Source organism: Vibrio harveyi (assembly GCF_030060435.1).
Lineage (GTDB): Bacteria > Pseudomonadota > Gammaproteobacteria > Enterobacterales > Vibrionaceae > Vibrio > Vibrio harveyi.
On the sequence record NZ_CP125875.1, the window covers coordinates 546,523 to 570,740 of the forward strand.

Genomic DNA, 24,218 nt, shown 5'->3' on the forward strand with positions numbered 1-24,218 from the left:
TTTCAACATAAACAGATTGTAGGTTAAGCATGGCTGGCGATAGAAAACGTGGATTTATCCGTCCTGATGAAGACGATGCGATGATCGAACCTCAGCGCTGGGGCTTGCCTGATTATGGCGAGCCAAAAGCAAAGCAAGCCAAGCAAACTGCGTTTAACTACGATCCGAGTTGGGTACCAAACTTTGACGAGCCGGAAGAAGAACAAGCGCTTGAACTGACAGAAGAACAGATTGAACTGATCAAGCAAGGCGCTTATCAAGAAGGTCTCTATCAAGGTCAAGAAGCGGGTTTCAAGCAAGGTTACGACAAAGGTAAAGAAGAAGGCGTTCAAGCTGGTCATGCAGAAGGTCTGGAACTGGGCAAAGCCGAAGGCGTAACGGCTGGACAAGAATATATCCAGCAGCAAGTGGAAACCTTTATGAACTTGGCAAACCAGTTCGCTCAACCTTTGGAGTTGATGAATGCTCAGGTTGAAAAACAATTGGTCGACATGGTGCTATGCCTAGTTAAAGAAGTGGTACACGTGGAAGTGCAAACCAACCCTCAAATTATTCTCGATACTGTAAAGCAGTCAGTTGAAGCACTTCCAATTTCTGGTCATCCAATCACCTTGCACCTGAACCCTGATGATGTTGCGATCATTCGCTCTGCATACGGTGAAGAAGAACTTGATTGTCGTAACTGGACTTTGGTGGCTGAGCCGTCATTAAACCGTGGCGACGTACAGATTGCTGCTGGCGAATCGAGCATCAACTATCGTATGGAAGAACGCGTGAAAAGTGTGTTGAACAGCTTCTGTGGTGCAAACCGCCATCAAGGGGGCGAGTAATCCATGCAAGCCTTGGCTGACCGTTTAAAAAACTACAAAATCGAAGGGCTAACCACGCGCCCAGTTGCTTCAGGTAAGCTCGTTCGCGTTGTAGGCTTGACCTTAGAGGCGACAGGCTGTCGTGCTCCGATTGGTAGTTTGTGTCTAGTCGAGACCATGTCAGGTCATATGGAAGCGGAGGTCGTGGGCTTTTCTGGTGATAACCTTTTCTTAATGCCGAGTGAGCAAATCACTGGCATTTTACCGGGCGCGAAAGTGACGCCGTTAACCAGTGAAGCCGGTTTGCCAGTCGGAATGGAACTGCTTGGGCGTGTGATTGATGGTGTGGGCAACCCACTTGATGGTCTTGGTCCTCTTTACACGGAGCATCGAGCTTCGTTCAATGCCGAACCAATAAACCCCCTAGCACGTAAACCTATTTCTGAGCCGCTTGATGTCGGCTTAAAAGCCATTAACGGTTTGTTGACCGTAGGTAAAGGCCAACGTATCGGTCTGTTTGCTGGTTCGGGTGTTGGTAAATCGGTCACCCTCGGTATGATGACGCGAGGCACTACAGCACAAGTCGTTGTCGTTGGTCTGATTGGTGAACGTGGACGCGAAGTAAAAGAATTCATCGAAGAGATTTTGGGTGAAGATGGACGCCGCCGTTCTGTGGTGGTGGCTGCACCTGCCGATGCTTCTCCTTTGATGCGTTTGAAAGGCTGTCAAACGGCACTGACGATTGCCGAATACTTCCGTGACCAAGGACTAGATGTTCTCCTACTAATGGACTCTCTGACGCGTTTTGCTCAAGCACAGCGTGAGATTGCATTGTCTGTGGGTGAGCCGCCTGCAACCAAAGGTTATCCGCCTTCGGTATTTGCTAAACTGCCAGCGCTGGTGGAACGCGCTGGTAATGGTGGTGATGATCAAGGATCAATTACCGCTTTCTTTACTGTTTTGACCGAAGGTGACGATCTGCAAGATCCGATCGCCGATGCATCACGTGCGATCCTAGATGGTCACATTGTGTTGTCTCGTGAAATGGCGGATGCAGGTCATTATCCAGCCATTGATGTAGAGAAATCGGTGAGCCGTGTTATGCCGCAAATCACCACTGAAGAGCATGTATTGATGTCGAAAGCGGTCCGTCAGGTGTTGTCGATTTGCCGTAAGAACCAAGATCTGGTATCGATTGGCGCTTACAAACCGGGTACTGATCCTGCTATCGATGGCGCGTTTACCCTTAAGCCAAAATTGGATGAATACTTGCAGCAACGCATGAAAGAGTCTGTGCCTTATGACATGTGTGTCAATATGTTGAAGAGCATCTTGGGTGGGTAATAGCGCATGAATAACGCCATGGAGTTCCTACTTGATCAGGCAAAAGAGCGCGAAGACCAAGCAGTATTAGCGCTCAATAAAGCCCGCACAGAGCTAGAAGATTATTACCGCCAAGTTGAGCAGATTGAAAAGTACCGTTTAGATTACTGCCAGCAACTGGTAGATCGTGGTATGGCAGGACTCACTGCGAGCCAATACGGTCACTTGAATCGCTTTTTAACCCAGCTTGATGAAACGCTTTCCAAACAAAAGCAAGCCGAAAGCCACTTTAAAGAACAGGTGGTTAACTGCCAAGATTACTGGTTAAACATGCGTAAAGAGCGTATGTCTTATGAGTGGATGATCGAAAAGCGCGAGAAGGAAAAGCAAATTGCGGAAGCCAAGCGCGAACAAAAGCAGATGGATGAGTTTTCTACCTTACTGTACAGCCGGAAACCGCAACGATTCTAAATGTTCTTACTCTCGATGTTGGCGTAGATTACATTTCTACCGATTCCAACAAGGTCACTTTGACGGAATCTTGCTCAATTAACTCAAACACTTTTGGTCGAATTTCTCGAATCCACCACTCGTTGTAGGTTTCGGCGTAAAGTGATTGGCGTGCTTGTTCACTGTCAAATTCGCGCAGCCAAACAAAGTAGTCATGTCCATCTTCGCCTGTATGAACATACGTGTTTAATACGCGCATGCCTTTGGAGCGTTGATAGGGAAGTAACTCGTCCTTCATCCACGTTAACCATTGCTCTGTTTTACCAGTTTTGATTTTGTATTGGCGTAATTCTGTGACTTTCAAAGCGATTCCTTAAAGGTTGAGCGAGGTTTTTTATTTACTCCTCAACGACTCTGCAGTCAAATTAATAAAGTGACTAGATTTACGGCAAGTTTGATCTTTGTTCCATCCGTATCCCTTCTTTGCTCCGTCAGAAATTCCACACTATAGGTTGGCGTGATTTTTGCAATTTAACCGATAGTATCGGGTCTCATGACCCAAGTTTGCCGCTAATGAGCAATCCGACAGCGCCATGCTCAACGCTGCCGATAACGAGAGTTTCTATATGAATGTGAATTTATCCAATGTTTCTGCAACCAGTAAGGTCTCGGTTTCCGATTCTTCGAATAAAGTTGCTGCAGAAGACCCTGAAAGCAAAGGTTTTTTTGAAACCTTAGCAGGGGTGTTTACCGATTCACAAAAATCAGAAAAAGCCGTCGCAAAACCTGATGTGTCAGAAGCTTCGGCAGAAACCACAGATGACGCTGCAAAGGTAGCATCGGTAAGCTCAGAAGGTGAGAGCCAAGAAAAAGTCGTGGCAGACGGTGAAAAAACAACATCGTCAGAGTCCACCGATGCGCTGCTGACACATAATCAGTCAACGAAGTCGTCAGAGGGGGCAGATAATGAGCAAGCTGCCAATTCAGAAAAACCAGGCTCGGCAGCAACAGTGGCTGCGGTAAATTCGTCGGTAGACGGGCATGTTGTGAAAAGTGAAGACGGGTCTGAGTCTGTATCGGCTCCGGCTACATCATCAACGACAAGCCAAACTCAAAACGTAAAAGTTGCTGATACAGAACAAGCTCAAAGTGCTCATGTAAAAAACGCGATGGGAGAAGGTGAGCAACTTCTTGGTCGTATAGAACAGGCCAACCAGACTCTTAAACCTACTGAGTCTTCAGTTGATAGCGGCAAAGCCTTGCCACCAGAACTTAATGTTACACAAACAGGGAACGATAAGGCGCAAAGTGTACCACTCACTCCTGAGCAGCAGGCGATTCTTGCTGCTGGGTCTGTCCAGCAAGGGGAAGCAGTTTCTTCGACTGGTAATGAGAAGGTCGTATTCGATGCTAATGGTAAGCCTGTCGTCGTTGCTTCTAAAGACATGACTGAGCAACAAGCCTCAAACCTAGTGCAACAGCAAACAAGTGCTCAAGCTCCTGCGCAAATTGATTGGAATTCACCTGGTGCGCAAGCTGCCCATACGGAAGCAACGGTGAATGCAACTACGCAAGCCGCAGTGAATGGTCAAGTCGTTGCGCAAGGCGTGCAACCTCAAACAATGCAAGGCGCTGAAGTATTTGCTGGTGCTGAATCACTAACCGCTTCGGCTGCACTACAACAAGGCTTATCTGGTGACGCAGAAGCGGTACCTGTTAAACGAATTACGCTTGATGAGTTACACATCATCGATACCAAACTGGCACAAGGTAAACCACTTTCAAAACAAGAAATTGATGTGATTGAAGGGTTAAAAACGGGTGAGTTGGTTGCGGATATTCCAGAACAAGATCTTGCTCAGTTTGTCGCCTTGCCAAGTGATGTTAAAGCTGCGATGGTGGAGCATCAGGTGGCCCACACTCCGACTCGTGTTGCAGCATCAGCAGTGGCGGCTCAGCAAGCACATCATATTGTTGCTCAGGACGCTAAACACGCAGCCGCACAAGCCACTGCGCAGCCAGCCGTGGCGACCAATGTTGATAAAGCTGCTATGTCAGCTATGCCAGAAGCTTTGGTTGCTGCAAGCATGAATCCGACCGCGCACGCAACATCAAGCGCAGAGTTAAGTAAGAAAGTTATGAACGCGAGCCTTGCTGCCGGTGCGCTAAAAGGAGCAAGCAGTAAACAAGATAAGCCAGAACCACAACATGGACTGGCGGGGCAACTTCAAGCAGCAGCAGGTCAACAAGGTGTGACGGCTCAGCAACAAGCGCGAGTGGATGCAGCTCAACAAGCCCAACTGCCTTTGCAGCTTACCAAAGAGCTCGCTAATGACCAGGTGGCAGAAAAAGTACAAATGATGATGTCGAAGAACTTGAAAAACCTCGATATTCGTCTTGACCCACCTGAGTTAGGGCGCATGCAAATTCGCATGACAATGAACAACGATCTCGCTAACGTGCATTTTACAGTGGCGAATCCACAGGCACGTGATTTGATCGAACAGACAATGCCACGCCTTCGAGAGATGTTGGCACAACAAGGTATGCAGTTGGCGGATTCTTCTGTACAGCAGCAGAGCAGTGGACAGCAGCAAAGTGGTTACGCAAATGCTGAACAGAATGGTCAAGGCGGGCAAGGTCGTGGATTTTCTGGTCAGTCAGATGAAAACTTTGATGCCGACACGAATCTTGATTTGAATGTCGTTTCAAAGCGTGATGGAATTAGTTTTTACGCATAAAATAGCGGTCTAGAAAAAGCAGAACAATAAGAGACAGTAATGGCAGAAGAACAGTTACAAGGTGCGGATGCGCCAAAAGGAAAAAGTAAATTACTGATCATCATTATCGCAGTGGTGGTTTTGCTGGTTGGTGGTGGTGCCGCCGCTTTCTTCTTAATGGGCTCTGATGAGCCAGCGCAAGCGGAGCAGACCGAGCAAGCACAAGCGCAAACAGCGGCTGAGCCGATCGCTTATGTGAATATCGCACAACCCTTTATTTTTAATGTGACGGGCGACCGTCGTGACAGACTGGTACAAATCAAAGCGCAATTGATGGTGCGTGGCAGTGAAAATGAGCAATTAGCTCGTTACCACTCTCCGTTGATTGAGAGTTCATTGTTGTCAACTTTTGCATCGGCAACCGTTGAGCAGCTTCGTTCCCCTACGGGACGTGTTGAGCTGCGTGACCGCGCTTCTGACGATATCAAAGCTGCACTCAATGCTGCTGTTGGTAAGCCAGTGATTGAAAAAGTACTGTTTACAGATTTTGTGATTCAATAGGTAAAACGTGACCGATCTATTAAGCCAAGACGAGATTGATGCGCTTCTGCATGGGGTTGACGATGTCGATGACGTTGATGAACCCATAGATAACGACACCGAAGGTGCCGTCAATTTCGATTTCTCGTCTCAAGACAGGATTGTACGTGGTCGAATGCCGACGCTCGAACTTATCAACGAGCGTTTTGCACGACACATGCGTATCAGCCTGTTTAACATGTTACGTAAAACCGCTGAGGTCTCGATTAACGGCGTACAGATGATGAAGTTTGGTGAATACCAAAATACTCTGTACGTTCCAACCAGTTTGAACATGGTGCGTTTCCGTCCACTAAAAGGTACGGCATTGATCACCATGGAAGCGCGTTTAGTCTTCATCTTGGTAGAAAACTTCTTTGGCGGTGATGGTCGCTTCCACGCCAAAATTGAAGGTCGTGAATTTACCCCAACTGAACGTCGCATCATCCAGCTTCTATTGAAGATTGTTTTCGAAGACTACAAAGAAGCATGGTCGCCGGTCATGGGGGTGGAATTTGAATACCTTGATTCAGAAGTAAACCCAAGCATGGCGAACATTGTCAGCCCGACTGAAGTGATTGTCGTAAGCTCATTCCATATTGAAGTGGATGGCGGCGGTGGTGACTTCCATGTGGTGATGCCGTACTCAATGGTTGAGCCTATTCGAGAATTGCTCGATGCTGGTGTTCAATCTGACAAGATGGAAACCGACGTTCGTTGGAGCTCTGCACTGCGTGAAGAGATCATGGATTGTCCGGTTAACTTCCGCGTCAATCTGCTTGAGAAAGACATCTCCCTACGTGATTTGATGGAGTTGCAACCGGGCGATGTGATCCCGATTGAAATGCCAGAACATGCGACCATGTTCATCGAAGATTTACCGACTTACCGCGTGAAGATGGGACGCTCTGACGACAAGCTTGCGGTGCAAGTTTCTGAAGAAATTGAACGCCCACACGTAGTGAAAACCGATTTAGCCTTCTTAGGTAAAGACATTATGTCTGAGCTTGAGAATGACGACGATACAGACGATTAAGAAATCCTTACTCCCTAAGTCGCAACAGCTGCTAGTACTCACAACAGGGACAAAGCAAGCTCACAGTGCGCAAGTAAGGTTTAACACAGGACAGAAAAATGGAACCGAGTGACGATCAAAAGCTAGCAGACGAATGGGCAGCCGCTCTTGGCGAGGACCCGTCTGCGCCTTCAATTGATGTTGATGAAGTATTGGCAGCGCCACTGGAAGAGTTGAAAGACACCTCTAGCCCAATCTCTGATGATGAGCGTCGTAAACTCGACACCATCATGGATATCCCCGTGACTATTTCGATGGAAGTCGGTCGTTCGCAGATCAGCATCCGTAACCTATTGCAATTGAACCAAGGTTCGGTTGTGGAGTTGGACCGATTGGCTGGTGAGTCGCTCGATGTATTGGTTAACGGTACTTTGATTGCTCACGGTGAAGTCGTGGTCGTCAACGATAAGTTTGGTATTCGTCTTACTGACGTGATCAGCCAAACTGAACGCATTAAAAAGCTGCGCTAATATGAGCAGCTCAATCAAAACTCGATTGAAGCAAATCACGGGAGCACTTGGCTTAATGCTAAGTGCTCCTTATGCATTTGCTGCCGCGCCAAGCAACTTAGATTTGGCGACGACACTGGGCTCTTTGGTGCTGGTTATTGGTGTGATTCTTCTGCTCGCTTGGATGCTAAAACGCATGCAAGTACCAGCATTGGGTCAACAAAAAGGGCTGCGTATTATTAGCCAGTTACCGGTTGGTACTAAAGAACGAATTGCGGTTGTTCAAGTAGGGGAAGAGCAGTTCTTGGTTGGTATTACTAGCCAATCCATTCAAACGCTTGCCAAACTTGAAACGCCACTGAAAGAGGAAGAGTTGGCCACCGGCGCTTTTGCTAGCCAGTTCAGCCAGCTAATAAAAAAACATGATAAAGGATAATTCAATCCGCCTGATGTTCAGCGTGTTTGTGCTGATGGTCGGAATGCTGTTTTCTTCACTTTCGTTTGCTCAGGCTGAAGAGTCGCCGTTGCCAGCTAACCTCGCTCAAGGTGACAGCGTGACCGTGAAAGCGATGGAAAGTGAATCAGGCTCAAGTCGCACTATGTCGGTGACCAATGGGGGCGGTATTCCTGCTTTCACTATGACCACCAACGCCGATGGCAGCGAAGATTACTCGGTTACCTTACAAATCCTTGCGTTGATGACGATGCTTGGCTTCTTGCCAGCGATGGTGATCTTGATGACCTCGTTCACTCGCATTGTGGTCGTGATGTCGATCTTACGGCAAGCCATGGGTTTACAACAGACGCCTTCCAACCAAGTCATCATCGGTATTGCGCTCTTTCTTACCTTTTTTGTCATGTCACCGGTGTTAAATGAGATCAACGATAAAGCAGTTCAGCCTTATTTGAATGAACAAGTGACAGCGCGTGAAGCCTTTGATGCGGCTCAAGTGCCGATGAAAGCGTTCATGCTCAAGCAGACTCGAATCAAAGATTTGGAAACTTTCGTCAATATGTCTGGCGAAGAGGTGACAAACCCAGAAGATGTGTCGATGGCGGTGTTGATTCCTGCTTTCATTACTTCTGAGCTTAAGACCGCTTTCCAAATTGGTTTCATGCTGTTCTTACCATTCTTGATCATCGACCTAGTTGTTGCGTCGGTGCTGATGGCAATGGGTATGATGATGCTATCACCAATGATCGTATCGCTACCATTTAAGCTGATGCTGTTTGTGCTGGTGGATGGGTGGAACCTGATATTGTCGACACTCGCCGGCAGTTTTGCCCTTTAGATTGGCACAGAGAGAAGAGGGTAAGACATGACTCCTGAAATGTTTGTCGAGCTTTTCCGTGATGCACTTTGGATGGTGCTGATCATGGTCTGTGCCATTATTATCCCAAGCTTGCTTATCGGTCTTGTTGTCGCGATTTTCCAAGCGGCAACCTCTATCAACGAACAAACGTTGAGTTTCTTACCTCGTTTGATTGTGACTTTATTGGCGTTGATGTTATTTGGTCACTGGATGACACAGATGTTGATGGAATATTTCTTCGGTCTGATTGAACGTCTTCCACAGGTGCTCTACTAGAGGCGCATATGGAGTATCCTACCGATATAGTCCTCGACTGGATCGCGAATTACTTCTGGCCCTACACACGTATCTCTGCCATGTTGATGGTGATGACGGTGACAGGGGCACGTTTTGTCTCGCCTCGAATTCGACTCTACCTAGGTTTAGCGATCACTTTTGCCGTTGCTCCGGCGATTCCAGCTGTGCCGCAGGATATTGAGCTGCTCTCTTTTCGTGGTTTCATGACCATTGCGGAACAAATCATAATTGGTGTTGCGATGGGCATGGTGACCCAGTTTATGATTCAAACCTTTGTTCTACTTGGTCAGATCTTGGGTATGCAATCGAGCTTGGGTTTTGCGTCCATGGTCGACCCAGCGAACGGCCAAAACACCCCTTTGCTTGGTCAGTTGTTCATGTTTTTAGCGACCATGTTCTTCCTTGCTACCGATGGGCATTTGAAAATGCTGCAACTGGTGGTGTTGAGCTTTAAAACCTTGCCGATAGGTTCTGGCTCGCTTAATGCGGTGGATTTTCGCGAAATGGCGGGTTGGCTTGGCATCATGTTTAAGACCGCTTTGAGTATGTCGTTGTCCGGCATTATCGCGCTGCTTACGATTAACTTATCATTTGGTGTAATGACCCGTGCCGCGCCTCAGTTGAATATCTTCTCGCTTGGTTTTGCGTTTGCCTTGATGGTCGGCTTATTGCTTTGTTGGTACATTTTGGCGGGTTTGTACAGTCATTATGAATTGTTCTGGGCAGTGGGTGAGGAGCAGATTTGTAACCTCATTCGCTTAGATTGCTAGGAGGCTGGATTGGCAGAGTCAGACGGTCAAGAACGCACCGAAGAAGCCACGCCCCGACGGTTACAACAAGCCAGAGAAAAGGGGCAGGTTGCTCGGTCTAAAGAGCTCGCATCAGCATCGGTATTGATTGTTGGTGCTATCGCCTTAATGTGGTTTGGCGAGTCTTTGGCACGTTCGTTGTTTTCGATTATGAGCCGCTTATTTGATCTCAAACGCGATGAGATTTTTGATACGGCTAAGTTGTTCGACATTGCATTTGGTGCGATGGGCGATCTGCTGTTTCCGCTTTTTCTTATCCTCATTACCTTGTTTATTGCTGCAATGATTGGCGCGGCTGGTGTGGGGGGCATTAGCTTTTCTGCTGAAGCGGCGATGCCAAAACTCTCCAAAATGAACCCGCTTAGCGGCTTAAAGCGCATGGTGGGCATGCAGAGTTGGGTAGAGCTTATCAAGTCCATCTTAAAAGTCGCACTTGTGACGGGAATGGCGATATACCTCATCCAAGCCTCACAAGCGGATTTGATTCAACTTAGTATGGACGTGTATCCGCAGAACATATTCCATGCGCTGGATATCTTGCTTAACTTTATTTTACTGATCAGTTGCTCGTTGCTTATCGTTGTTGCGATCGATATTCCATTTCAGATTTGGCAGCACGCCGATCAACTAAAAATGACCAAGCAAGAAGTCAAAGACGAATACAAAGAGACCGAAGGTAAACCGGAGGTCAAAGGTCGTATTCGTATGCTGCAACGAGAAGCGGCTCAGCGTCGAATGATGGCTGATGTCCCTCAGGCGGACGTTATCATTACCAACCCGGAGCACTTTTCCGTCGCACTGCGTTATAAACAGAAAACCGACCGTGCGCCTGTAGTGATCGCCAAAGGTACCGACCATATGGCGATGAAGATTCGAGAAGTGGCGCGCGAACATGACATTACTATTGTTCCTGCTCCACCTTTGGCGCGTGCGCTTTACCACACCACAGAGTTGGAACAAGAAATCCCAGATGGACTGTTTACTGCCGTAGCACAAGTGCTCGCGTTTGTGTTCCAACTTAAGCAGTATCGCAAACGTGGCGGTCAACGACCTAAGATTCAAGATTATGACCTGCCTATCCCTCCTGAACATCGCCACTAATGAAAATAATTGCATTGATGGATTAGACAAAAATTCACATTAGATCAAAGGATTGTAATTTCTTTGAGCAACTAGTCATTATTTTGGCGTTAATCATGGTACACACATTGCTTATATCGCCCTAATCAACAACAATACCTAAACTTTTAGGCGAAAGCTGTCGCGTAATACTAATAGTATGTTTGTACTAACGTGATGCTCCAGACCGATTGAGACACCTCGCAGTATGAAGTTAAGCCTGCCTTTTGCAGATAAATTACCACGAATCCCACAGCGCTCCATGCCTGCCATTGGTGCGCCTGTTATGGTATTGGCCACCCTTGCAATGGTGGTACTACCCATACCAGCGTTTCTGTTGGATTTGTTCTTCACTTTTAACATCGCCTTAGCCATGGTGGTGTTGTTAGTGACCGTTTACACACGTCGTCCACTCGACTTTGCGGCTTTCCCAACGGTGCTGCTTATTGCAACCTTATTACGTCTGGCGTTGAACGTTGCATCTACTCGTGTGGTACTGCTTTATGGTCATGAAGGGGGTAACGCTGCGGGTAACGTTATCGAAGCGTTTGGTAACGTAGTTATCGGTGGTAACTACGCCGTCGGTCTTGTGGTCTTCCTCATCTTGATGATCATTAACTTTATGGTTGTTACCAAAGGTGCGGGTCGTATTTCTGAGGTAAGTGCTCGCTTTACCTTGGATGCCTTACCGGGTAAGCAGATGGCGATCGATGCCGACTTGAACGCCGGTTTGATTGACCAAGACCAAGCGCGTTTACGCCGTTTTGAAGTTACCAAAGAAGCCGACTTTTACGGTTCAATGGATGGTGCGTCAAAATTCGTAAAAGGTGATGCGATTGCAGGTATCTTAATCCTATTTATCAACATTATTGGCGGTCTGTCGATTGGTATGGCGCAATACGGTTTGGGCTTCTCTGAAGCGATGCAAATCTATACCTTGCTGACCATTGGTGACGGCTTGGTGGCGCAAATTCCATCGCTATTACTTTCTATCGCAGCGGCGATGATGGTAACGCGTCAAAATACCGATGAAGATATGGGTGAGCAGCTGATTTTTCAGATGTTCGACAACCCAAAAGCATTGATGATTACTGCTGCTATCCTTGGCGTGATGGGTATCGTTCCGGGCATGCCGCACTTCTCGTTCTTGTCACTGGCGGCAATCGCGGGTGGTGGTGCCTATTGGCTGGACAAAAAACAGAAACAAAAAGCCAAAGAGCCAGCATTACCAGCGAAAGCTGAAGATGGCAGTGAGCCGATCTCTCAACGTGAACTGTCTTGGGATGATGTGCAACCCGTCGACATCATCGGTCTAGAAGTCGGGTACCGTTTGATTCCTTTGGTTGACCGTGACCAAGGCGGAGAGTTGCTAGAACGTGTAAAAGGGGTACGTAAGAAGCTTTCGCAAGATTTTGGTTTCTTGATCCCTGCGGTTCATATTCGTGACAACCTTGAGCTGACACCTAATAGCTATCGTATAACCCTAATGGGAGTTGCCGTTGGTGAGGCAGAAATTCGCCCAGACCAAGAGCTGGCGATTAACCCTGGACAGGTTTACGGTATGATTGAAGGTGAGCCAACCATGGACCCGGCATTTGGTCTGGAAGCGGTTTGGATTCGTGAAGAGCAGCGTGAACATGCTCAAGCGTTAGGTTACACGGTGGTTGACTCTTCAACCGTGTTAGCGACGCATTTAAGCCAATTGCTTACCAATAACGCGTCGCAATTGATTGGTCACGAAGAAGTACAGAACCTATTGGAAATGCTAGGGCGCAGTGCACCTAAGTTGGTTGAGAATTTTGTCCCAGACCAACTTCAGCTTGGTGTGGTAGTGAAAGTACTGCAAAACTTACTTAACGAAGCCATTCCGATTCGTGATATTCGAACCATTGTGCAAACCTTGGCGGAGTACTCAAGCAAGAGTCAAGAACCTGACATTTTGACTGCTGCCGTTCGTATCAGTTTGAAACGTCTAATTGTTCAGGAAATCAATGGTATAGAGCCAGAGTTACCAGTGATAACACTTATACCTGAACTGGAACAAATATTGCATCAAACAATGCAGGCATCAGGTGGCGAATCTGCCGGTATCGAACCGGGATTGGCAGAGCGACTTCAGTCCTCTCTGAGCCAAGCGACACAAGAGCAAGAACTGAAAGGGGAACCTGCGGTTCTGCTGACATCTGGTGTATTGCGTTCAACACTGGCTAAGTTCGTTAAGAACACAATACCTAACCTCCGCGTACTGTCTTACCAAGAAATACCGGACGAGAAACAGATCAGAATTGTGCAAGCGGTGGGCAACTAAGCCCTTCGCATCATTAATGGATTCATAGTTTGAAAATTAAACGATTTTTTGCCAAAGACATGCGAACTGCGTTGCTCCAAGTGAAAGAAGAACTTGGCGCAGAAGCGGTGATCATGTCGAACAAGAAAGTGGCGGGCGGTGTAGAGATCGTTGCAGCGATTGACGGTGAGTCTAACGCAGCACCAACCTCACAAGCGCAATCGCTTCCTAACCGTGGCGCAGCTCAATCAAATCGTTATAGCGAACAACGTCAAATCCCGTCATCTGCTTCAGAGCGTTTCCAAGATCGCCGTTTAGATGATGACAGAATTAGCCTAAACGCGAACAAAGATAAATCAGGCTCAATGACGCAACGTTTCGCGAACATGCTCAAGCAATACAGCAGCGGTGCAGCCGAGTCAGATGACCATGTCGCAGAGAATGAAGATTCTTTGTCCGCATTGCTGCAGCGCCAAAATAAGCACCGTGAAAGCTATAACCAAGAGAAACCTGCGCCTTACCAACCAGACTCGCCACTGGCGAAACTGATTGCGCAAGACAACCGATTTGACCGCCCAACTCCTAAGTTGGATCCAACGCGCTATGACCGTCGCCGTCCATCGGATGAACGCGATGACTCTGCCGATGAGCTAGAGAACATGCGTGAAGAGATGACGTCGATTCGTCGTTTGTTGGAACATCAAGTGTCGGGTTTGATGTGGCAAGAGGTCGAACGTCGCGAGCCATTAAGAGCAATGCTGATTAAGCGTTTGGAGCGTATGGGTGTTTCACCTGAACTTGCCGACCAAATGGCTTGCTACATTCCAGAAGATACGAAACCAGCGCGAGCGTGGAAAGCACTGCTGTCTCTTGTGGCGGATCAGATCAACATTCCGAAACAAGACATTTTGAAGCGTGGCGGTGTCGTCGCATTACTTGGTCCAACAGGAGTGGGTAAAACGACTACGGTGGCTAAGTTAGCGGCACGTGCGGCAATGGAGTTTGGTGCCGATAATGTTGCCCTTGTGACAACGGACACATATCGTATAGGTGCACATGAGCAGCTCTCAATTTACGGAAGAATTATGGGTTGTCCTGTAAGAGTTGCTAAAGATTCTAACGAGTTAGCCGATGTTATATATCAGCTACGAAACAGAAGACTGATTTTGGTCGATACGGCAGGGATGGGGCAACGAGACGTAAGACTCTCTGAGCAGCTCGATACCTTAATGCAAGAAAGCGGAGAAGTGATTCACAGCTACCTTGTTTTGCCAGCTACTGCACAACGTCGAGTTCTGCAGGAAACTCTGGATCACTTCCGACGCATTCCGCTGTCGGGTTGTATTTTGACTAAGCTTGACGAGTCGTTAAGTCTAGGCGAATTCATCAGCGTGGTGATTCAGAACGCGATGCCAGTGGCATACATTGCCAACGGTCAGCGCGTACCAGAAGACATTGTGATAGCACAACCAAAATACATGATTGCGAAAGCAAATGAACTGTTAGAGAAGTCGACAGAGAACGAACCTCACTTTTGGAATAGTGATAACGAAGGACTCTAGGGCGGCGGACTACTATGACTGACAATATGATACACGATCAAGCAAGCGGCCTCCGTCGCTTAACACAACCATCATTGACTAAAGTAATCGCTGTTACTGGCGGCAAAGGTGGTGTGGGTAAATCAAACGTAACACTGGGTCTGGCGATCTGCATGGCACGCCAAGGCAAAAAAGTGATGGTTCTCGACGCAGATTTAGGTCTAGCTAATGTGGACGTTATGCTCGGAATTCGTTCAAAACGTAACCTAGGGCATGTCCTTGCGGGTGAATGTGAGCTAAAAGATGCGATTGTTGAAGGCCCTTATGGTATAAAGATAGTCCCTGCAACTTCTGGCACACAAAGCATGACTGAGCTGTCTCACGCTCAACATGCTGGACTCATCCGTGCATTTGGTAGTCTTGAAGAGGAAATGGACGTACTGTTGATTGATACAGCTGCGGGCATTTCTGACATGGTGATTAGCTTTTCACGAGCAGCTCAAGATGTTGTGGTTGTGGTTTGCGATGAGCCAACTTCAATCACTGATGCATATGCATTAATCAAGCTGTTGAGTAAAGAACACCAGGTTCAGCGCTTCAAAGTTGTTGCAAATATGGTCAGAAGCTACCGTGAAGGCAGAGAATTATTCGCAAAGTTGACTCTAGTCACAGAGCGCTTCTTGAATGTCAGCCTTGAACTCGTAGCATGTATTCCATTGGATGACAAAGTACGTCAAGCCGTGAAAAGACAGAAGATCGTTGTGGACGCATTCCCACGTTCTCCTGCGGCTTTAGCGATCAGCTCATTAGCGAACAAAGCACTAACGTGGCCACTACCTAAAACACCAAGTGGACACCTAGAGTTTTTTGTGGAAAGGTTGCTAAATCGTACTGAATTCGCAGAGGACCCTTTTGGTGAATAAAGCGATTACCTATAACCAACATGGCAAATTTAATAGCCAGCAGGCGTTCATTGAACGTTACTCGGTGTTGGTTAAGCGTATTGCTCACCACCTGTTAGGCCGTTTACCGCCGAGTGTTCAGGTAGAGGATTTAATTCAGGCCGGCATGATCGGTCTTATCGAAGCTCAGCAGAATTATGATGGTTCTAAAGGTGCGAGCTTTGAAACGTATGCGGGTATCCGTATTCGCGGTGCAATGTTAGATGACATTCGCAAAGGCGACTGGGTACCTCGTTCTGTTCATAAGAACAATCGCGAAATTAACCAAGCGATCGCAGAGCTGGAAGGTGTACTAAATCGCGACCCATCTGATGCTGAAGTAGCAGCGCATCTTGGTATGACACTAGACCAATATCATAGTGCTCTTACCGATATAAACTGTTCAAAATTAGTGGGAATTGAAGATTTAGGCGTCTCTGATGATGTGATTTCACCGGCTGATGAGACCGATGACAGCAACCCGTTTAAGGGTGTAGCTGATGAATCGTTCAGAAAAGCACTGGTTGAATCAATAAAACAGCTTCCAGAGCGTGAAGCTTTAGTACTTTCGCTTTATTATGACGAAGAACTCAATTTGAAAGAGATTGGCGATGTGTTGGGTGTGAGCGAATCTCGCGTAAGCCAAATACTGAGTCAAGCGATGCAACGTTTACGCACCAAGCTCAGTGCGTGGACACAAAATGACTAAACACACTGATTTTACGATTCAGTGGAGGCAATTTTGAATAAAAACATGAAGATCCTTATTGTTGATGATTTCTCAACAATGCGCCGTATTGTTAAAAACCTGCTTCGTGACTTGGGTTTCAATAACACTCAAGAAGCGGACGATGGTTTAACTGCATTACCTATGCTGAAAAAAGGTGACTTCGACTTTGTTGTAACCGACTGGAACATGCCAGGTATGCAAGGCATCGACTTGCTGAAACACATCCGTGCTGACGCTGAACTGAAGCACTTGCCTGTGCTAATGATCACAGCGGAAGCAAAGCGTGAGCAGATCATCGAAGCAGCGCAAGCAGGCGTTAACGGCTACATCGTTAAGCCATTTACAGCTGCAACGCTTAAAGAAAAATTAGATAAAATTTTCGAACGTTTATAACTCTCTCTTTCTCTTTGTTAATCGAGTCATCACTTCTAATACCTACTACTAAAGGGTGGCTCGCTTGACGTTTAAAAAGCGATAAGAAAGAACTAAACGTAAAAAAGGGTCTATTCAGGATGATCTCACTAGAGCAGGCGAAGTCGCTCGTTCAGATGCTAGAAAACGGGGAACAGGACCAAGCCAATGAGCTTGTTGCCTCGATATATGAAAGCGATGGGAATCCGATGCTAAAAGAAATCGGAACATTAACCCGCGACCTTCATGATTCACTTAAGCACTTCAACATCGATCAACGCATGACAGAAATTGCGAAAGCGGAAATCCCGGACGCAAGGGACCGTCTGCAATACGTGATTGATAAAACTGAGTTGGCAGCGAATAAAACGATGGATGCGGTTGATTGCTGCTTACCTATCGCCGACAACCTGCATGAGTGCCTTCAACAAGTTCGCCCTCAGTGGAACGAACTCATGCACGGACGCATCGAATTAAGCGATTTCAAAGCACTTTGCCACCGTATCGATGGGCTGTTAGTTCAAGTAGAAGGTGATAGCACTGAATTGCGCGGTCAGCTGACCGAAATTCTTATGGCACAAGACTTCCAAGACTTAACGGGTCAAATCATTCGCCGCGTGATCACGCTTGTCAATGAAGTGGAAGATCGCCTGGTTGAGATCTTGACCGTGTTTTCTGGAAATAAACCAGAAGAACAGACTCAAGTTTTGCCAGAACCGTCAGATAAAAAGATTAAACAATCAAGCGAAGCAGAAGGCCCGATTCTTCACCCTGAACTCAGGGAAGATGCGGTTTCATCGCAGGACGAAGTCGACGACTTGTTGTCCAGTCTTGGATTTTAAAGGTAACGTATGAGCTACGATTTAGACGAAGATATTCTTCAGGACTTTCTAATTGAGGCTGGGGAAATTCTTGAGCTGCTGTCTGAGCAGTTGGTTGAACTGGAAAATAATCCAGAAGACAAAGATCTCCTAAACGCGATTTTCCGCGGCTTTCACACTGTAAAAGGTGGTGCAGGCTTCCTATCATTGGCAGAGCTGGTTGACACTTGTCACGGTGCTGAGAACGTGTTCGACGTATTGCGAAACGGTCAGCGTTCAGTCACGCCAAGTTTGATGGACACCATGCTAAAAGCGCTTGATACGGTTAACCATCAGTTCCAAGCGGTTCAAGACCGTGAACCACTGGATGCAGCCGATCCTGCACTGTTGGAAGAACTTCATCGTTTATGCAAACCTGAGTCTGAAGACGAAGTCGTTGCGGCGGTTGAAGTGCCAGTTGCTGAGCCAGAACCAGTTATTCCAGAGCCAGTTATCGAACAACCAGCAGCGCCAGTAGAAGCAGCACCTTCTAGCGTGGGTTCTGTTGATGAAATCACTCAAGACGAGTTTGAGAAACTGCTGGATGAGTTACACGGTAAAGGTTCTGCTCCGGGTGCATCTGCGCCAGCAGCACCAGCGGCTCCAACGCCAGTAAGTGCACCTTCATTAGACAGTGGTGATATCACTGATGATGAATTTGAACGTCTTCTTGACGAGCTGCATGGCGTAGGTAAGAGCCCATCGGCATCAGAAGTGGTACCAGTAGAAACGCCTAAAGCGCCAGAGCCGGCTGCTCCTGCTGCGTCAGCATCAACTGACGGCGATCTGATGACCGATGAAGAGTTTGAAAAACTTCTCGACGAATTACATGGTTCGGGTAAAGGTCCATCTATCGAAGAGTTAGATTTTGCGACTAAACCAGCATCAGAAAATATTACGCCTGAAGCGCCAAAAGCAGCTCCAGCACCTCAGCCTGCTCCAGTAGCGGCTGCGCCTTCTCCAGCGCCAGCTCCGGCACCTAAGCCAGAAGCAAAACCGGTTGCAGTAAAAGAAGAAGCAAAATCAGCAGCGCCTGCGGTTAAGAAACCACAAGCAGAAGCCACAGTGCGTGTTGATACTTCAACTCTAGACACCATCATGAACATGGTGGGTGAGCTTGTATTGGTGCGTAACCGTCTACTAAGTCTTGGTTTAAATAGCAACGACGAAGAAATGTCGAAAGCAGTAGCAAACCTAGATGTTGTTACCGCAGACCTTCAAGGTGCGGTAATGAAAACGCGTATGCAGCCAATCAAGAAAGTGTTTGGTCGCTTCCCACGCGTTGTTCGTGACTTGGCGCGTAACCTAAATAAAGACATCGTGCTTGAAATGCGCGGTGAAGAAACCGATCTTGATAAAAACCTAGTAGAAGCACTTGCAGATCCATTGATCCACTTGGTGCGTAACTCGGTTGACCATGGTATCGAAATGCCAGACGACCGCGCGAAAGCTGGTAAATCTCGTACTGGTAAAGTGATTCTGTCTGCATCGCAAGAAGGTGACCATATTGAACTGGCTATCGTTGACGATGGCGGCGGTATGGATCCAAATAAACTCCGTGGTATCGCAGTAAAACGCGGCATGATGGATGAAGACGCAGCAGCACGCTTATCGGATAAAGAGTGTTTCAACCTCATTTTTGCACCAGGCTTCTCGAGCAAAGAGAAGATTTCTGATATCTCTGGTCGTGGTGTAGGTATGGACGTGGTTAAGACGGCGATCAACACCTTGAACGGTTCTATCGATATCGATTCAGAATTGGGTAAAGGCACTAAGATCACCATCAAAGTACCACTGACGCTTGCGATCCTACCAACACTAATGGTTGGTGTTGGCGGTCATCCGTTCGCACTGCCTCTTGCATCGGTTAATGAAATCTTCCACTTAGATCTTAGCCGTACCAACGTTGTTGATGGTCAACTAACCATTATCGTACGTGATAAGTCTATCCCACTGTTCTACCTACAAAACTGGTTAGCTTCTAAGTCGCCACGTGTAGAAGAGCGCATTGGTCATGGTCATGTTGTTATCGTTCAAATTGGTAGCCAACGTGTCGGCTTTGTGGTGGATACATTGATTGGTCAAGAAGAAGTGGTTATCAAACCACTGGATAACCTATTGCAAGGCACGCCAGGTATGGCAGGTGCAACGATTACCAGTGACGGTCACATCGCATTGATTCTTGATGTGCCAGATCTACTTAAGCAATACGCTGCAGCTTCGCGCATTTAAGCGAAGCTGGAGTTGAAAAAAGGAATAAGATGGCGATTAAAGTACTAGTCGTTGATGATTCGAGTTTTTTCCGTCGTCGCGTTAGCGAAATCATCAACTCAGAATCGCGCCTAGAAGTGATAGACGTTGCGGTTAATGGCAGAGAAGCGGTTGAGAAAGCCAAAACTCTAAAACCTGACGTCATCACTATGGATATTGAAATGCCAGTCATGGACGGTATTACTGCCGTGCGTGAAATTATGGCTACGTCTCCTACGCCAATCCTAATGTTTTCGTCCCTGACTCATGATGGGGCGAAGGCTACGCTTGACGCACTAGACGCTGGTGCATTGGACTTCTTACCGAAGAAATTTGAAGATATTGCTCGTAACCGTGATGAAGCGGTATCGCTACTCCAACAACGTGTCATTCAAATTGCTTCTAAGCGCGCATTTATGCGTCGCCCAATGGCGAAACCTGCTGCGACTGCACCGAGCTCAACAACTCGTCCATTAGCATCACGCAATACTGCGCCTGCCGCAGCAACTGCAAGTCGCCCTGTGGCAGCAAAATACCGCGCTTCAGGTAAGAAATATCAGTTAACAGCTATCGGTACTTCCACTGGTGGTCCTGTTGCTCTGCAAAAAATTCTGACTCGTTTACCCGTAAACTATCCGCACCCAATCGTGTTGATCCAACATATGCCAGCTACTTTTACTGCTGCTTTTGCAAGTCGTTTAAATACGCTTTGTAAGATCCAAGTAAAAGAAGCTCAAGATGGTGACGTATTGCAAGCTGGTGTTGCCTATTTGGCGCCAGGCGGTAAACAAATGATGATCGACGGTCGTGCAGGTGCTGCTCGTCTGCGCATTATCGATGGCGGCGACCGCATGAACTACAAACCTTGTGTGGATGTTACGTTTGGCTCTGCTGCAAAAGTATACGGTGACAAAGTATTGTCGATGGTACTGACAGGTATGGGGGCTGACGGTCGTGAAGGCGCACGCATGTTGAAATCAGCAGGCTCAACAATTTGGGCTCAAGATGAAGACAGTTGTGTGGTTTACGGTATGCCACAAGCGGTTGCGAAAGCGGGCATCTCTACAGAAGATTTACCTCTCGACCGCATTGCGGAACGCATGTTGGTAGAAGTGGGCTTAGCGTAGGAAAGATCATGATCGTTTGGAGTGTTGCTAACCAAAAAGGTGGGGTAGGGAAAACGACATCAACTGTGACGTTGGCTGGGCTATTGAGCCAAAAAGGTCATCGTGTATTGATGGTTGATACAGACCCTCATGCGTCACTGACGACTTACCTTGGTTATGATCCGGATGCAGTAACGTCGAGCTTGTTTGATTTGTTCCAATTGAAGACGTTTTCACGTGAGACAGTAAAGCCGTTAATCGTCGAGACTGAACTTGAAGGAATGGACATCATCCCGGCACATATGTCACTTGCAACGCTTGACCGTGTGATGGGAAACCGCAGCGGCATGGGCTTGATCTTAAAACGAGCGCTTCAAGCCGTAGCAGAAGATTATGACTATGTGTTGATCGACTGCCCGCCAATTCTTGGCGTAATGATGGTCAATGCGCTAGCAGCCAGTGATCGTATCCTTATCCCTGTTCAAACTGAGTTCTTAGCGATGAAAGGTCTTGAGCGTATGATGCGCACTTTGACCATTATGCAGAAGTCTCGTCCAGGTGGCTTTAAAGTGACGATCGTACCAACCATGTACGATAAGCGCACAAGAGCTTCGTTGCAGACACTGACTCAGCTTAAGAAAGATTATCCTAATCAGGTATGGACTTCTGCGGTGCCGATTGACACGAAATTCCGTGATGCAAGCTTAAAGCATTTACCAGCATCACACTTTGCTTCTGGTAGTCGTGGTGTGTTTGCTTACAAGCAACTGCTGATTTACTTGGAGAGGTTGGCGTTCGATGAGCAATAACGACGTACTTTCCAGTGAACAGGCGCTCGATGATTACTTCAGCGCATTGCTTGGCGAAGAGGTCGAGGTCATTGAGCAAGAAGAAGAGCTTGACTTACTCGCTCAAGAACTATCATCTGCAGAGCCAGAGCCAGAGCCAGAGCCAGAGCCAGAGCCAGAGCCAGAGCCAGAGCCAGAGCCAGAGCCAGAGCCAGAGCCAGAGCCAGAGCCAGAGCCAGAGCCAGAGCCAGAGCCAGAGCCAAAATTACAAATACAATACGCGGAACCAGAGTCGTACCAATACAGCGATACTTACTCACCTGAGTTAGAAGCGCCTAATTTGGAAGACGTTCAACGATTGTTAAGCCAGCTGGAATCCACCAATGTAGTGGCAGAGTTGGATATCGATGACATTTTGGATCAAAACACGATTGATATCGCAGCCGAAGCTAAATCAATCGAACCAGAAATTGAAATCGAAGCTGCGGCAGTTGCCGTGGATGAAATTCAAGAGTGGGATATCGAAGAAGAATTGATTCCTGCTGTTGAGACCGAGCAGCCAGAACCAGTTTGGACTCAATCTGAAACTGAAGCGTTTGAGCCTGAAGTTGACGTTGAAGCTGATGTGGAAGTCGAACAGCACATTGAGACAGAAGCCGAACTGGAAACGGAAACAGGCTCACTGTTGCCAAACACTTGGGAAAGCACGCAACGTAGCGAAGATTTTCAGGTGCTGTACTTTGATGTTAATGGTGTGACGTTTGCCGTTCCACTTGATGAGCTCGGTGGTATCCATCAAATTACGGAACTGAACCATTTGATTGGTCGTCCTGCATGGTACCTAGGTTTGCAAACCAGTCGTGAGCAACAATTTGATGTTGTCGACACTGCGAGGTGGGTGATGGCTGATAAGCTTCATGACGAAGAGTACAAAGATAACTACCAATACGTCGTTATGCTTGGTGAAAGCATGTGGGGGTTGGCAAGTAACCAATTAATGGGTACTGAGACACTCAATATCGACAAAGTCCGTTGGCGTGAACAAGCAGGTAAGCGCCCTTGGCTAGCGGGCATGGTGAAAGAAAAAATGTGTGCTTTAATTCATGTCCAAGCACTTATAGACATGCTAAACGCTGGTTTAGATGTAAAATCACTGAATTAGATTTTTGGTCGGGAACGACAATTACGAGGATTAACTATGTCTCAAGCTTTTGAAGTAGAAGTGAAGAAAGATACATCGAACGACGAAGTTCTTCAGTGGGTGACGTTCCAACTAGAAGAAGAAACGTACGGCATTAACGTAATGCAAGTTCGCGAAGTTCTTCGCTACACAGAAATCGCTCCGGTTCCAGGTGCGCCAGATTACGTACTGGGTATTATCAACCTACGTGGTAATGTCGTAACGGTTATCGATACACGTTCACGTTTTGGTTTGATGGAGGGTGAAGTTACTGACAACACTCGCATCATCGTGATTGAGTCTGAGCGTCAAGTTATCGGTATCTTAGTAGATAGCGTCGCTGAAGTTGTTTACCTACGTTCTTCTGAGATCGACACTACGCCTTCTGTAGGTACGGACGAAAGCGCGAAATTCATCCAGGGTGTAAGCAACCGTGATGGCAAGCTACTTATTCTTGTTGATCTGAACAAGCTGCTAACTGATGACGAATGGGATGAGATGGCTCACCTATAATTGGCTGATGAATCATGGCTGACGAAACCTTCCTATCTTTACCGCTCTTAGTGGGCGGTCTAGCATTTGCCTTCTTGATTTTGCTTTTGTTGCAAATTCGCGTTCGTGCGGGTCTGCAAAAGCAAATGGACCAGCAGCGTGCGCAAGCACGTCACGCAGAAAAAGAAGTGCAAAAGCTAAACAAGCAATTGTTGGAAGTGCGTTCAGTGGTCGTTGGTTTAGGTCAAAAGGTCACTGAGCAACAAGATGTGATTCAACATCTTAATGAGCGCATTCGTGAACTTGAGCACGCAGATACAGATGGTCGTTTGTACAGCCGTGCTTCTAAAATGGTTCAACTTGGCGCTGACATCAATGAGTTGATTGAAGAGTGTGAATTGCCAAAAGCAGAAGCAGAATTGATGCTTTCTCTGCAGAAAAAACTGGCAGGTCAAGAGAAGATCCCTCCACTTAGCGGTCAACCATCAGATGATCCGACATACCCACCTCGTGGACGACGTCGATAAAGAATGAAAAAAGAAGCTTCGGCTTCTTTTTTTATTTTTAAAATAAAAACTTATAATCACTTATGGTTATTTTTATTAAAATGTGACTATAAGTTAACAAAAACTCACGAACTTACATACATCATCGCTTTCTTATCCTGTTTTGTCACAACTAAGCTGTGC

25 protein-coding genes are annotated in these 24,218 nt (G+C 47.1%); 24 read left to right on the forward strand and 1 reads right to left on the reverse strand.

What is annotated here, in order from left to right; translation table 11 throughout:
- Window positions 1-29 precede the first annotated feature (29 nt).
- Genes fliH through fliJ form a run of 3 tightly spaced genes read left to right on the forward strand, consistent with a single transcriptional unit; the run spans window position 30 to window position 2,603 of the window.
- Window positions 30-830, forward strand: a complete 801-nt coding sequence (gene fliH / locus QMY49_RS02545) for a flagellar assembly protein FliH (RefSeq protein WP_005448367.1) — start codon at window positions 30-32, stop codon at window positions 828-830.
- Between the two features lie 3 nt (window positions 831-833).
- Window positions 834-2,153, forward strand: coding sequence for a flagellar protein export ATPase FliI (gene fliI, locus QMY49_RS02550; protein WP_005448368.1), 1,320 nt, complete (start codon window positions 834-836; stop codon window positions 2,151-2,153).
- Window positions 2,154-2,159: 6 nt separating this feature from the next.
- A complete protein-coding gene (gene fliJ, locus QMY49_RS02555; RefSeq protein WP_005448369.1) occupies window positions 2,160-2,603 on the forward strand; it encodes a flagellar export protein FliJ in 444 nt (147 codons plus the stop codon).
- A gap of 28 nt (window positions 2,604-2,631) precedes the next feature.
- On the opposite strand, the gene QMY49_RS02560 is transcribed toward fliJ, so the two are convergent.
- Complete coding sequence (locus QMY49_RS02560) at window positions 2,632-2,946, reverse strand: NIPSNAP family protein (RefSeq protein WP_005448370.1); 315 nt, start codon at window positions 2,944-2,946, stop codon at window positions 2,632-2,634.
- Between the two features lie 262 nt (window positions 2,947-3,208).
- Between QMY49_RS02560 and QMY49_RS02565 the strand changes: the two genes are divergently transcribed.
- From QMY49_RS02565 to QMY49_RS02665, 21 genes are all read left to right on the forward strand, one after another.
- Window positions 3,209-5,323, forward strand: coding sequence for a flagellar hook-length control protein FliK (locus QMY49_RS02565; protein WP_283312685.1), 2,115 nt, complete (start codon window positions 3,209-3,211; stop codon window positions 5,321-5,323).
- A 39-nt stretch (window positions 5,324-5,362) separates the two neighbouring features.
- On the forward strand, window positions 5,363-5,863 hold the full coding sequence (gene fliL, locus QMY49_RS02570; protein WP_009696009.1) for a flagellar basal body-associated protein FliL: 501 nt from the start codon (window positions 5,363-5,365) through the stop codon (window positions 5,861-5,863).
- Window positions 5,864-5,870: 7 nt separating this feature from the next.
- Window positions 5,871-6,917, forward strand: coding sequence for a flagellar motor switch protein FliM (gene fliM, locus QMY49_RS02575; protein WP_005448375.1), 1,047 nt, complete (start codon window positions 5,871-5,873; stop codon window positions 6,915-6,917).
- 98 nt (window positions 6,918-7,015) lie between these two features.
- Window positions 7,016-7,426 (forward strand): flagellar motor switch protein FliN, encoded by a 411-nt coding sequence (fliN, locus tag QMY49_RS02580; RefSeq protein WP_005448377.1) that lies wholly within the window; start codon window positions 7,016-7,018, stop codon window positions 7,424-7,426.
- 1 nt (window position 7,427) lies between these two features.
- Entirely contained in the window at window positions 7,428-7,841 is a 414-nt protein-coding gene (gene fliO / locus QMY49_RS02585; RefSeq protein WP_005448379.1) for a flagellar biosynthetic protein FliO, read from the forward strand.
- Window positions 7,828-8,697 (forward strand): flagellar type III secretion system pore protein FliP, encoded by an 870-nt coding sequence (gene fliP, locus QMY49_RS02590; protein WP_017189311.1) that lies wholly within the window; start codon window positions 7,828-7,830, stop codon window positions 8,695-8,697. The genes fliO and fliP overlap by 14 nt, the downstream gene beginning before the upstream one ends.
- 27 nt (window positions 8,698-8,724) lie before the next feature.
- Window positions 8,725-8,994: a flagellar biosynthesis protein FliQ gene (fliQ, locus tag QMY49_RS02595; RefSeq protein WP_005433008.1), complete on the forward strand. Its 270-nt coding sequence runs from the start codon at window positions 8,725-8,727 to the stop codon at window positions 8,992-8,994.
- An 8-nt stretch (window positions 8,995-9,002) separates the two neighbouring features.
- On the forward strand, window positions 9,003-9,785 hold the full coding sequence (fliR, locus tag QMY49_RS02600; RefSeq protein WP_283312687.1) for a flagellar biosynthetic protein FliR: 783 nt from the start codon (window positions 9,003-9,005) through the stop codon (window positions 9,783-9,785).
- 9 nt (window positions 9,786-9,794) lie between these two features.
- The gene (flhB, locus tag QMY49_RS02605; RefSeq protein WP_005448387.1) at window positions 9,795-10,925 is read left to right on the forward strand and encodes a flagellar biosynthesis protein FlhB; all 1,131 of its coding nucleotides are present in this window, start codon (window positions 9,795-9,797) and stop codon (window positions 10,923-10,925) included.
- Between the two features lie 226 nt (window positions 10,926-11,151).
- The gene (flhA, locus tag QMY49_RS02610) at window positions 11,152-13,251 is read left to right on the forward strand and encodes a flagellar biosynthesis protein FlhA (RefSeq protein WP_005448388.1); all 2,100 of its coding nucleotides are present in this window, start codon (window positions 11,152-11,154) and stop codon (window positions 13,249-13,251) included.
- 29 nt (window positions 13,252-13,280) lie between these two features.
- Window positions 13,281-14,792, forward strand: coding sequence for a flagellar biosynthesis GTPase FlhF (gene flhF / locus QMY49_RS02615; RefSeq protein ID WP_050935329.1), 1,512 nt, complete (start codon window positions 13,281-13,283; stop codon window positions 14,790-14,792).
- Window positions 14,793-14,806: 14 nt separating this feature from the next.
- Window positions 14,807-15,694 (forward strand): MinD/ParA family protein, encoded by an 888-nt coding sequence (locus QMY49_RS02620; RefSeq protein ID WP_283312690.1) that lies wholly within the window; start codon window positions 14,807-14,809, stop codon window positions 15,692-15,694.
- Window positions 15,687-16,421, forward strand: a complete 735-nt coding sequence (locus tag QMY49_RS02625) for an RNA polymerase sigma factor FliA (protein ID WP_005448391.1) — start codon at window positions 15,687-15,689, stop codon at window positions 16,419-16,421. Before QMY49_RS02620 ends, QMY49_RS02625 begins: the two co-directional genes overlap by 8 nt.
- A 45-nt stretch (window positions 16,422-16,466) precedes the next feature.
- Complete coding sequence (gene cheY, locus QMY49_RS02630) at window positions 16,467-16,835, forward strand: chemotaxis response regulator CheY (RefSeq protein WP_017635949.1); 369 nt, start codon at window positions 16,467-16,469, stop codon at window positions 16,833-16,835.
- 119 nt (window positions 16,836-16,954) lie between these two features.
- Complete coding sequence (locus tag QMY49_RS02635; protein ID WP_005448392.1) at window positions 16,955-17,695, forward strand: protein phosphatase CheZ; 741 nt, start codon at window positions 16,955-16,957, stop codon at window positions 17,693-17,695.
- A gap of 9 nt (window positions 17,696-17,704) precedes the next feature.
- A complete protein-coding gene (locus QMY49_RS02640) occupies window positions 17,705-19,945 on the forward strand; it encodes a chemotaxis protein CheA (protein WP_283312691.1) in 2,241 nt (746 codons plus the stop codon).
- Between the two features lie 29 nt (window positions 19,946-19,974).
- Window positions 19,975-21,090, forward strand: a complete 1,116-nt coding sequence (locus QMY49_RS02645; RefSeq protein WP_005448394.1) for a protein-glutamate methylesterase/protein-glutamine glutaminase — start codon at window positions 19,975-19,977, stop codon at window positions 21,088-21,090.
- 8 nt (window positions 21,091-21,098) lie between these two features.
- On the forward strand, window positions 21,099-21,878 hold the full coding sequence (locus QMY49_RS02650; protein WP_005448395.1) for a ParA family protein: 780 nt from the start codon (window positions 21,099-21,101) through the stop codon (window positions 21,876-21,878).
- A complete protein-coding gene (locus tag QMY49_RS02655) occupies window positions 21,868-23,019 on the forward strand; it encodes a chemotaxis protein CheW (protein ID WP_283312694.1) in 1,152 nt (383 codons plus the stop codon). The genes QMY49_RS02650 and QMY49_RS02655 overlap by 11 nt, the downstream gene beginning before the upstream one ends.
- 36 nt (window positions 23,020-23,055) lie before the next feature.
- Entirely contained in the window at window positions 23,056-23,550 is a 495-nt protein-coding gene (locus QMY49_RS02660) for a chemotaxis protein CheW (RefSeq protein WP_005438733.1), read from the forward strand.
- Window positions 23,551-23,564: 14 nt separating this feature from the next.
- Window positions 23,565-24,056: a DUF2802 domain-containing protein gene (locus tag QMY49_RS02665; RefSeq protein WP_005447967.1), complete on the forward strand. Its 492-nt coding sequence runs from the start codon at window positions 23,565-23,567 to the stop codon at window positions 24,054-24,056.
- Window positions 24,057-24,218: the final 162 nt, after the last annotated feature.

Excerpts from the sequence above, each read along its gene's own strand:
- fliH (WP_005448367.1), top strand. The coding sequence starts at position 30 with ATGGCTGGCGATAGAAAACGTGGATTTATCCGTCCTGATGAAGACGAT.
- fliI (WP_005448368.1), top strand. The coding sequence starts at position 834 with ATGCAAGCCTTGGCTGACCGTTTAAAAAACTACAAAATCGAAGGGCTA.
- fliJ (WP_005448369.1), top strand. The coding sequence starts at position 2,160 with ATGAATAACGCCATGGAGTTCCTACTTGATCAGGCAAAAGAGCGCGAA.
- QMY49_RS02565 (WP_283312685.1), top strand. The coding sequence starts at position 3,209 with ATGAATGTGAATTTATCCAATGTTTCTGCAACCAGTAAGGTCTCGGTT.
- fliL (WP_009696009.1), top strand. The coding sequence starts at position 5,363 with ATGGCAGAAGAACAGTTACAAGGTGCGGATGCGCCAAAAGGAAAAAGT.
- fliN (WP_005448377.1), top strand. The coding sequence starts at position 7,016 with ATGGAACCGAGTGACGATCAAAAGCTAGCAGACGAATGGGCAGCCGCT.
- fliO (WP_005448379.1), top strand. The coding sequence starts at position 7,428 with ATGAGCAGCTCAATCAAAACTCGATTGAAGCAAATCACGGGAGCACTT.
- fliP (WP_017189311.1), top strand. The coding sequence starts at position 7,828 with ATGATAAAGGATAATTCAATCCGCCTGATGTTCAGCGTGTTTGTGCTG.
- fliQ (WP_005433008.1), top strand. The coding sequence starts at position 8,725 with ATGACTCCTGAAATGTTTGTCGAGCTTTTCCGTGATGCACTTTGGATG.
- fliR (WP_283312687.1), top strand. The coding sequence starts at position 9,003 with ATGGAGTATCCTACCGATATAGTCCTCGACTGGATCGCGAATTACTTC.
- flhA (WP_005448388.1), top strand. The coding sequence starts at position 11,152 with ATGAAGTTAAGCCTGCCTTTTGCAGATAAATTACCACGAATCCCACAG.
- QMY49_RS02620 (WP_283312690.1), top strand. The coding sequence starts at position 14,807 with ATGACTGACAATATGATACACGATCAAGCAAGCGGCCTCCGTCGCTTA.
- cheY (WP_017635949.1), top strand. The coding sequence starts at position 16,467 with ATGAAGATCCTTATTGTTGATGATTTCTCAACAATGCGCCGTATTGTT.
- QMY49_RS02635 (WP_005448392.1), top strand. The coding sequence starts at position 16,955 with ATGATCTCACTAGAGCAGGCGAAGTCGCTCGTTCAGATGCTAGAAAAC.
- QMY49_RS02640 (WP_283312691.1), top strand. The coding sequence starts at position 17,705 with ATGAGCTACGATTTAGACGAAGATATTCTTCAGGACTTTCTAATTGAG.
- QMY49_RS02645 (WP_005448394.1), top strand. The coding sequence starts at position 19,975 with ATGGCGATTAAAGTACTAGTCGTTGATGATTCGAGTTTTTTCCGTCGT.
- QMY49_RS02650 (WP_005448395.1), top strand. The coding sequence starts at position 21,099 with ATGATCGTTTGGAGTGTTGCTAACCAAAAAGGTGGGGTAGGGAAAACG.
- QMY49_RS02655 (WP_283312694.1), top strand. The coding sequence starts at position 21,868 with ATGAGCAATAACGACGTACTTTCCAGTGAACAGGCGCTCGATGATTAC.
- QMY49_RS02660 (WP_005438733.1), top strand. The coding sequence starts at position 23,056 with ATGTCTCAAGCTTTTGAAGTAGAAGTGAAGAAAGATACATCGAACGAC.
- QMY49_RS02665 (WP_005447967.1), top strand. The coding sequence starts at position 23,565 with ATGGCTGACGAAACCTTCCTATCTTTACCGCTCTTAGTGGGCGGTCTA.